We start from the raw sequence: 8783 nt of genomic DNA, 5'->3' as shown, positions 1-8783 counted from the left end.
CACGTCCGTACCCCAACGCCCGTTTAAAAAAGCGAAAGGGGTGTATAAATGGTAATTAAGTAAATCCCAGCTGACGTCTTGTCCGCCCGCTAGGCTGAAAGCTCCGCCCGCAAGACACAGCAGGAGGAGCAAAAGGCTGTTTTTGACTAATGGAGATAATTTCATATCTTTAGCGTCTGCCGCTTTGAAGCAGTCTTTGTATATCATAGCAGATTTTGAGTGGTGTTTTCGCTCCGGCTGCCGTACGTTTTTATATAATATTATTATATGAAAATCACTCCTACCGATTGTTTGGTTATCGGCGGCGGGATTGCGGGCTGCGTATACGCTCACGAAGCCGCCAAGAAAGGTCTTAAAACGATGCTCTTGTGCTGCGGGGAAATATCCCAAGCCAACAGCGATTTGGCACAGGGGGGGATTGTTTACGAACCCAACCTGCGTATGGACGACTTATTAGAGGACGTCCGTCTGGCCACTGCGGGGCTGTGTAACGATTCCGCCGTGCGCGCTTTGTCCGAAGCGGGGTGTAAAGCCGTGGAGGACGTGTTTCTAAACGATTTGGATGTAAATTTCGACCGCGACGAACACCACGCGCTGCGTTTCACGCGCGAGGGCGCCCACCGCAAAAACCGCATTATTTATTCCAAGGATACGACGGGCCACGCGATGCTTTCGGCCATTCAGGCCGCCGTGCGCAAAAATCCGCTGATTACCGTGCGGGAGTACGCCTCGGCCATTGATTTGCTTACGTTATCCCACTGTTCCGTTGACCCGATGGACCGCTACCGTCCGCTGACGGTGTTCGGCGCGTATGTACTGGATAATAAAACGGGCGAAGTGTTTGCCGTTACGGCGAAAAAAACGATACTGGCGACGGGGGGCGTCGGGCAGGTCTACCGTCATACCACCAATTCGGAACATTCCTACGGGCACGGCATTGCGATGGCGTACCGCGTCGGCGCGCGTGTGATGAATATGGAATTTGTTCAATTCCACCCCACCGTGTTTGCCAAAGGGAAGAGCTTTTTACTATCCGAAGCGTTGCGGGGCGAAGGCGCGATTTTACGCAACGTAAAGGGCGAAGCGTTTATGGAAAAATACCATCCGCTGAAAGATTTGGCTCCGCGCGATGTGGTTTCCCGCGCCATTGAAGAGGAACGGTTGAAAACGTCGCATGATTGCGTCTATTTGGATATTTCCCATAATCCCGCTGAAGAAACGAAAGAACGCTTCCCCGCGATTTACAAAAAATGTTTGGACGAGGGTTTTGATCTGACCAAAGTTCCCGTGCCTGTGGTTCCGGCAGCGCATTATTTTTGCGGCGGCGTGTACGCTACGCCGGAGGGGAGAACAAACATTTTGCATTTAAACGCCATTGGCGAAACCGCGTGCACAGGCTATCATGGGGCGAACCGTTTGGCCAGTACGTCTTTATTGGAAGCGGTGGCAATGGGTTACCTGTGTGCGCACGCGGACGCGAAAGAAATTGCGGAGGGAAATTTCCACATTCCCGTTCCCAAAGACTGGGTGGTTCCGTCCGAAAAGCCGGACATCAGCCTCGTCAAACAGGATTTGGCTACCCTGCGCAGCACGATGTGGAATTACGTCGGCCTGATGCGCAGCGCCAAACACTTGGGCCGCGCAGAGAAGATTTTACGCCACCTGCATAACGAAATTGACGTATTCTATAAAGGGGCTGCGTTGTGTCAGGAGTTGTTGGACCTTCGCAACGGAACGCAGACCGCGCTGTTAATTACGTATGCCGCGCTGAAGAACAAAACCTCGGCGGGGTGTCATTATCGAATGGACAAGTGTGGTGAAGCACAGGGGCTTTTGCTTTAAAATTCATCTCCGCTTGATTTCTCCTGCCGCTAACAAACAATAAGAAAATTCTATGTTGTTTCGGCGGAAACTCCCTTCATGCGCTCACCCAAGTACGGGGGTATGTCGGATATGAATAAAAACCCCGCTTATCCATAAGCGGGGTAATAAACGAAAATTGCTCTTGTTTTATAAAAACCATATATGGCATTTTAGTAGATTGCGTTCGATACACAGTGACAAGGGTATCGGTTTCCGGTGACATCTTCTTGTGTTCCGCATCGATCGGATTCACAGCAACAACCTTTTCCGCTCTTGACCCAATGCCCTGGACTTCCGGCTCGTGTACAGGGCCCTGCACATCCGGAGAGATCGATATCTACATCTACGAAGTCGCTATCTATTGTAGTCTGAGTACAGGAAATGTTTGAAGTTGAAGCCGGACAGGAGGTGGTGTTTGCCACCAAACTTAATACCCAAGCCACCTTCCCTCCCTTTGTACAACGTGGTACCCAACATAATAAGCGTGAAGTAGTGGATAAAGCAGTAGTTCCCGTTTTCTGTACAAAGCTCCCTGTAGGATAAGGGATATCCACCCCAGCCAAGTGAAAACCGTATGTTGTAGAACCCCCATACGTTCCGTCTTCCTGTGTTAAACCGACAGTGTTTCCGCTCTTGTCTATTATGTTTAACGTATTGGCGTTTAAATTCGTCGTATAATGTTGGTAGGTATTCTCTCCGTTGAGCGTGCCAACATAAGAATCCTTACTCGTAGCGGAAAGGGAACCGCCGTTAAGTCCTACCTCCAAAGTGGTTGTAGGGACAGTGGTATTTGCGGCATTATACGCGGACGCGTTGGAGGTCAACGCCGCTCCGCCACGGAACGTGGTATTTGGCATATCCACAGCCGTGTTGGCTCCGCCTGTAACCGTAGGGACGTTATAAATTTTATTCGCATTGGATGCGTCCCATTCCATTTCCACTGTACCGCTTGAATTGACATTCAAATCTGTGCTAACTTCTAACCCGCCTTTAAACACGGCCTCTTTGGAAACTTTTAAATAATCATACTGCCCCATACGCGCCGGATTATAGCTGATGGTGGAAACAATTTCCGCTCCTGCCGGAAAGGATAATCCCAATAGTAATAATACCCATAACTTTTTCATAGCTGTATGCTCCTTTACTCAAAACCTAATACTATAGTTTACTAGAAGAAAGGTAAAAAAACAAGAGTTTTTTCCCGCCCGCGAATTAACATATAGCTTTCTAAATGCTACAATAAAAATAATTTATTAGGGGAGAAAAATATGATACAAAACCGTTTTTTTCGGCGTTTGGCTGTTTGTTTAGCCGCCGCGTGTGTATCCTCGGGAGCATATGGCGCGCCCGCTTTAAAAGTGTTGTCCGCCGCGCCGCAAGGCGCCGTTCCGTCCGCCGGACGTCAAGCCGTCAGCGTGACGTTTAACCAGCCGGTGGCCGCGTTGTCCGAATCCGGACGGTTTTCTTCGCAGGATTGTCCCTTGGTAATTACGCCTGCCGTAGAGGGAGCCTGCCGTTTTGCGGGGACGCAAACCGTTTTGTTTGAGCCGTCCGCCGAGTGGCCGGCAGCTTCCCGTTTTACCGTGCGCGTGAAAGCGGGGTTTAAATCCCGCGTATCGGGCCAAGCACTTTCTGACCCGTACTCGTTTATGTTTACAACGCCCGTTCCGCAAGTTCATTCCGTACGGCCTTCCAACGGTGAGCATTGGATTACCCTCAATCCCACTTTCTACCTTATTTTTAATATGCCCGTTAAGATAGAAGCGCTTGTCGGTTATGCCACCCTTTCATCCGAATCCGGTGCGGCGGTTCCGCTCTCCTTCCGCCCTGTCAGCCAAGTGGAATTTGAAAAAGATTTCTCGTATTACGATAAAAACAATATCGTTGCCGCCAGTCCGCTTGAAACGTTGAAAAAAGGCCAAAAATATACGCTTGCGCTTGCCGCAGGACTAAAAGCCGCGTCGGGCGCGTTGGGAATGGCCCGCCCGTATTCCACGCATTTTTACACGTATCCGGACTTAACGGTTTTGGGAGAGGTAAACACAGGCTGCCTGCCGTATTCTCCTATAGTGCGTTTTTCTACTCCGGTGCGTATGCGCGAACTGGCGGCTGCCGTCTCTGTAGAACCTGCTTCCGCCGTACGTAAATTGTCGGACCGCGAGCTTGACCAGTTGGGCAGCGACGTGGTTATCAGTTCCGTTTCCAACGAAAATTCCCGCAAGTACTATAAAGAACGCTATCACCTGTCCGACGAAGAAATAAACGCCGGAACTGCGTTTTTTGCCACCGACCTTTCTTTCTTAAAATTGGAACCGAACCAAAATGTAACCGTTACGATTTCCAAAGATTTGCGTGACATTTACGGCAACCGCCTGGGGCAGGATTATACGTTTACCGTGTCTAACTCCGGCTATTGCCCGGCGGTGGATTTTTCGGGCGGATTCGGCGTGCTGGAAAGCTACTTGCCGTCCCGCCTGCCGATTGATTTGATGAATACGCCGTCCTTGCCTGTGCAGGCCGCGCGGTTTAATAAGGAAAATTTTATTCCGTTTGATACGCGTTCCTCGCACTACTGCAAACGTGCGCCGCTTGCCGATATGACGTTTGACGGCGCCTACGAATTTAAAGACGTAAAAGACAAAACGTTAAAAACCTTCTTTGATTTAAAGAAATTCAGCCCCACCGCCAAAGACAGCATTATCTTTAGCCAAGTATGGGTCAAAGATAAGAATCACGGCGAAGAGGGCTGTTGGATCTCTTCCACGGACAACATTACCGATGTTGGTATTACGTTTAAAACGTCGCCGGAAAATATCCTGCTGTGGGCTACGTCTTTGGAAACGGGCGAACCGATGCCCAACTTGGCCGTGGAACTGCGCGGTAAAGATAACAAAATTTTGTGGACGGGTTCCACCGATATGAATGGCCTCGCGCTTGCGCCCGGGTGGAAAAAGCTGGAAGTTCCGCCGGCCGACTGGGGCCAGCCGGAAATTTATGCGTTTGTGTCCAGTGCGGGCGGCGACGCGGTCGTCAGCAATTTGTGGAACAGCGGGCTTGAGCCGTGGCGTTTTAACTTAGATTACGACTATAATCCCTCCGCTGAACAGACGCGTTCTGTGCTGTTTTCGGACCGCGGCGTTTACCGCCCGGGCGAAACAGTATATCTCAAAGGCGTAATGCGCCAAATGAAGGGCGGTGCGTGGGCGCTGCCGGACGCGGTGCGCGGCAAATTGGTGGTTTCCGACTCCCGCGGTGAAACCGTGCTGAGCAAAGAAGTAACCATTTCTTCCGCTTTCGGCACGTTTGACGTTTCGTTTGATATTCCCAAAACAGCCCATACCGGATCGTGGGACGTAACCTTTACCCCGCAGTTAAAAGGCGATAAAGATCCGCGCGCCGCTTATTATTCTTTCCGCGTAGAAGCCGTTAAACAAGCCGATTTTAAAGTGACGCTCCGGCCGGAATCTGAAAATTATATTGCAGGAGAGAAAGCCAACTTTGCCGCGTCGGCGCAGTACAATTTCGGTGTGCCGCTGGCGGATGCCAAAGCGTCTTGGACGCTGCGCCGCGAAATCGCGTGGTTTGAATCCAAGGATTTTGCGGAGTATGAATTTTCGCCTTATTTTCTGCGCGAAAACGAATATCAAGAAAACGGAAAATTGCTTTTGAGTTCGTCCGGTAAAACGGACGCGCAGGGCGCGCTGTCCTTCTCGGCCGTAATGCCTTCTGCTGTTGCTCCCGTGCGGGTGTATGCGGAGTTGGGCGTTCAGTCGCCCGCGCGGCAGGAACTGTTTGCCCGTTCGTCCGTAATGGTACACCCCGCGGATTTCTACTTGGGCGCAAAGGTGCTTACGGAACACGCCGAACAAAATAAACCCGTGGATGCCGACGTGGTGGCCGTTACGGTGCAGGGTAAACGGACGACCGCTTCCGTGGTGGCGAACATCCGCAAAGAACAATGGTACAGCGTACGCAAAACGGGCTTGTCCGGCCGCTTGGAATGGGTCAGCGAAAAACAGGTTGCCGAACTGCCCGCCCAATCCTTTGAGGTAAGTGAAAAAGGCGCGAAATTCGCGTTTACTCCGGCCGAGGCCGGCAATTATTACGTAACATTTACGTCGTCCGACGCGTCCGGCCGCAAAGTGCTGGGGGGATTTAATGTAATGGTGTATGGTGACGCTCAGGCATATTGGCGGCAGACGGAGGATGATTTGTTGATTCTGAAACAAGATAAAAATTCCTATAAAGCCGGCAAGAAAGCACGTATCAGCGTACAGTCCCCGTACGAAAGTGCGCTTGCGCTCGTTACCGTGGAACGTGAGGGTATTTTGGATGCGTGGACGACTGTCGTCAAAGGCGGGGCGGATTATATTGAAGTGCCGATAAAAGCAAACTACTTGCCCAATGTGTACGTGGGTGTTACGCTGGTGCGTGGCAGAAGCAGCGCACCGGTGGACGATAAGGGGCTTGATTTAGGCAAACCGCAGGGCAAAGTCGGCTACGTCAACTTGAATGTGGAGCCCGAAAGCAAACGTATCGCCGTAACCGTTAAACCGAACAAAGAAACCTATCTTCCACGGCAGGAAGTAACGTTAAAACTGACCGCTAAAGCGGGCGGAAAAGCCGTTCCTGCTGAGGTAGCAGTAATGGTTGTAGACGAAGGTATTTTGGCGTTGACGGGTTATCAAACGCCGGACTTGTTCAGCCGATTTTACGGTTCACTCCCTGTATCTGTATTTACGATGGATAACCGCGTTTACGTAGTTGGCCAGCGTAATTTCGGTGAAAAAGGCGAAAACCGCGGCGGCGGAGGCGGAAGCGATGCCAAACTGGGCGGTACGGATTTAAGAAATAATTTCTCGTTTACGCCTTATTTTAACGCGTCCGTCCAAACGGATAAAAAAGGCCGCGCGGAAGTGAAATTTACATTGCCCGACAATCTGACCAAATTCCGTATTATGGCCGTGGCGGTAACGAAAGACGAATTTGGCTCGGGCGAAGGTTCCGTTAAAGTTTCTAAGCCCGTGATGGTAACTTCCAATCTGCCGCGTTTTGCGCGCAAAGGGGATAAATTCTCCTGCGGCGCGGTAGTGTATAATTACGAAGATAAAAAAGGCGAACTGACTGTTACTGCCGAAGCCAAAGGCGCGCTGAAACTGACGGGTCCTGCCGAACAAACTGTTACCGTTCCAATGAGCGGGGCCAAAGAAGTCACGTGGATGTGTGAAGCGGTGGAAAACGGCGAAGCCGAGGTGGCATTTACCGTCAGCGGTAAAAAATCATCCGACGGTGTACTGGCTAAATTGAGGGTTTCTCCTGTAGAAAAAAAGCAAACGCTGGCGTTGTATTCCTCCACGGTGGGAGAAGAAGAAGAACTGCTTGATAAACCGGCTAATTTAAACGCGCAGGCGGATAACCAAATTACGTTCTCGCTTGCGTCTACCGCGCTCATTAACTTAAAAGGTTCTATGATTTACCTGATGACGTATCCGTATGACTGCTTGGAACAGCAGATGTCCAAGGTTTTACCCGTCGTTATGGGGGCGAAATTGGCGGAAGAGTTTAAACTGGGCGATGTAAAAGAGCTTAAAAAACGCGCACAGGAAATTCTGGAACGCATACCGGAATACCAATACGCCTCCGGCGGATTTGGTTATTGGAAGGAATCCCGTCCGGACCCGTACGTAACCGCTTACACGCTGGAAGTCAACTATTTGGCCAAACAGGTCGGATACAAGGTGCAGGAAAAAGCGCTTGAAAAAGCCGCCGTTTGGTTAGAAACTGCGTTTAATAAAAATACCCAGCGGGCTTATGCGTATTCCGTTTTGGAAACGGAAACGGCCCGCGCATATACCGCCTATGTGCTGGCGCTGTACGGCAAAAAGAGCGCGGCTGCTTTTAATACTTTATATGCTAAGCGCAATATGCTGCCGCCTGCCGCTCAGGCTTATTTACTGAAGGCCGCGCAGGTATTGGAACGTCCCCAAGTGCAAAAATCCGCTTTGGCTCAAGGATTATTAAATCAGGCTGTCTATACGCCTCAGTCCGTTTATTTTGATGTGCCCGAAATGCCGTGGCTGCATATCGGCAGCGTCAAAACGACCGCGCTTGCACTGGACGCGCTGTTGTTTGCCAAACAGAATTTTGAACAAGCTTTTGAAAGCGCGTCGTGGCTGATCCGCCAGTTAAATGCGCAGGGCCATTGGGAGAATACAAGCGATAACGGAGCCGTATTTACCGCGCTGAACACTTATTACCGTACCCAAGAGAGCACGGAGCCGGATTTTGCGGCTTCCGTCAAACTGGATGCGCAAACCGTGTTTGAACATACCTTTAAAGGGCGATCTGCAGAAGCTAAAAACGGATCGGTTCCCTTTGGAGAAGCATATGGACAAGGCACGGAAACGCGCGTATCTTTCGGTAAATCCGGCGCGGGTACGCTCTATTATATGCTGGGGCAGGTATACGAACCCCGCGCGTACGAAACGCCGGTAAACGCGGGCTTTGAAATTTCCCGCGAGCTGACGGCGCTCGATGGCACACCTGTAGAAACCGTGCGTGCGGGCGAACGCTACAAAGTAACGCTTACTGTTAAAAACGCTGCGCCGCGCCACTTTGTAGTGGCGGAAGATTTTGTTCCCGCCGGATTTGAAATCGTCAATTTCGAACTGGCGACGGAATCTGCCAATGTCTCGGCGGCGGTAAACGGGGCGGATGATTACGCGTTTGAGCGCAACGAAAAATACGACGACCGTATCGCCACGTTTGCCGACTATCTGCCTGCCGGAACACATACGTATTCGTATGCGGTATCCGCGCTTACGTCCGGTACGTTTGCGTGGCCGTGTGCGTGGGTGAGTCAGATGTACGAACCCGCCGTATTTGGCCGTAATGCGACGCAAGCGCTTGTGATTGAGTAA

At 51.0% G+C, this 8783-nt stretch carries 3 protein-coding genes and 1 pseudogene; 2 read left to right on the top strand and 2 right to left on the bottom strand.

Features of this window, described 5'->3' with window-relative positions; all coding sequences use genetic code 11:
- Positions 1–207, bottom strand: a pseudogene (locus ACI351_RS00980) (hypothetical protein); the annotation flags it as partial.
- A 60-nt stretch (positions 208–267) separates the two neighbouring features.
- Between ACI351_RS00980 and ACI351_RS00975 the strand changes: the two are divergent.
- The gene (locus ACI351_RS00975) at positions 268–1842 is read left to right on the top strand and encodes an L-aspartate oxidase (RefSeq protein ID WP_439733391.1); all 1575 of its coding nucleotides are present in this window, start codon (positions 268–270) and stop codon (positions 1840–1842) included.
- Between the two features lie 191 nt (positions 1843–2033).
- Here ACI351_RS00975 and ACI351_RS00970 read toward each other — a convergent pair whose 3' ends face one another.
- Positions 2034–2990: a hypothetical protein gene (locus tag ACI351_RS00970; protein ID WP_439733390.1), complete on the bottom strand. Its 957-nt coding sequence runs from the start codon at positions 2988–2990 to the stop codon at positions 2034–2036.
- A 141-nt stretch (positions 2991–3131) separates the two neighbouring features.
- On the opposite strand from ACI351_RS00970, the gene ACI351_RS00965 reads away from it, so the two are divergent.
- The gene (locus tag ACI351_RS00965; protein WP_439733389.1) at positions 3132–8783 is read left to right on the top strand and encodes an alpha-2-macroglobulin family protein; all 5652 of its coding nucleotides are present in this window, start codon (positions 3132–3134) and stop codon (positions 8781–8783) included.

Origin of the sequence: Candidatus Avelusimicrobium sp. (genome assembly GCF_051874775.1) — a bacterium.
Taxonomy (GTDB): Bacteria; Elusimicrobiota; Elusimicrobia; order Elusimicrobiales; family Elusimicrobiaceae; genus Avelusimicrobium.
Note: the sequence above shows the minus strand (reverse complement) of the source record. Positions and strands in the feature narration are given on the sequence as shown.

Coding starts and splice junctions, on each gene's coding strand:
- ACI351_RS00975 (WP_439733391.1), top strand. CDS start 268: ATGAAAATCACTCCTACCGATTGTTTGGTTATCGGCGGCGGGATTGCG.
- ACI351_RS00970 (WP_439733390.1), bottom strand. CDS start 2,990: ATGAAAAAGTTATGGGTATTATTACTATTGGGATTATCCTTTCCGGCA.
- ACI351_RS00965 (WP_439733389.1), top strand. CDS start 3,132: ATGATACAAAACCGTTTTTTTCGGCGTTTGGCTGTTTGTTTAGCCGCC.